The 1,001-nt window shown below is 43.1% G+C and carries 1 pseudogene; it reads left to right on the plus strand.

Annotated elements, in window-relative coordinates:
- Positions 1–1,001 (plus strand): annotated as a pseudogene (locus tag QLS65_RS16150) (gliding motility-associated C-terminal domain-containing protein); the annotation flags it as partial.

The following is a 1,001-nucleotide window of genomic DNA, read 5'->3' on the forward strand; positions in this document are numbered from 1 at the left end:
CATTGACGATTAATCCTGATGGAACTGTAAGCGTAGCGCCAAACACTCCGGCGGGAACGTATACCATAGATTACACTATTTGTCAGGTATTGAACCCTACCAATTGTGATACGGCTATTGTTACTATTGTTGTTGCTGCTCCTGTTATTGATGCTGTAGCGGATACCAATGCGATTCCAGTAAATGGAACGACTGGAGGAAATTCAGGAGTGAATGTTTTAACTAACGATACCTTGAACGGATTGCCTGTTAATCCTGCGGATGTGGTACTAAGCTCTACTCCAAACGGACCATTGACTATTAATCCTGATGGAACTATTAGCGTAGCACCAAACACTCAGGCGGGAACGTATACCATAGATTACACTATTTGTCAGGTATTGAACCCTACCAATTGTGATACGGCTACCGTTACTATTGTGGTTGATGCTCCTGCTATTGATGCTGTAGCGGATACTAATGCGATTCCTGTAAATGGAACAACCGGAGGGAATTCAGGAGTGAATGTTTTAACTAACGATACCTTGAACGGATTGCCTGTTAATCCTGCGGATGTGGTATTAAGCTCTACTCCAAACGGACCTTTGGCGATTAATCCTGATGGAACTGTAAGCGTAGCGCCAAACACTCCGGCGGGAACGTATACCATAGATTACACTATTTGTCAGGTATTGAACCCTACCAATTGTGATACGGCTACTGTTACTATTGTGGTTGCAGCTTCTGTTATTGATGCTGTAGTAGATACCAATGCGATTCCAGTAAATGGAACAACCGGAGGAAATTCAGGAGTGAATGTTTTAACTAACGATACCTTGAACGGATTGCCTGTTAATCCTGGGGATGTGGTATTAAGATCTACTCCAAACGGACCATTGACGATTAATCCTGATGGAACTGTAAGCGTAGCGCCAAACACTCCGGCGGGAACGTATACCATAGATTACACTATTTGTGAGGTATTTAACCCTACCAATTGTGATACGGCTACTGTTACTATT

It is taken from the genome of Flavobacterium algoritolerans (assembly GCF_030010385.1).
In the GTDB taxonomy this organism is placed as follows: domain Bacteria; phylum Bacteroidota; class Bacteroidia; order Flavobacteriales; family Flavobacteriaceae; genus Flavobacterium; species Flavobacterium algoritolerans.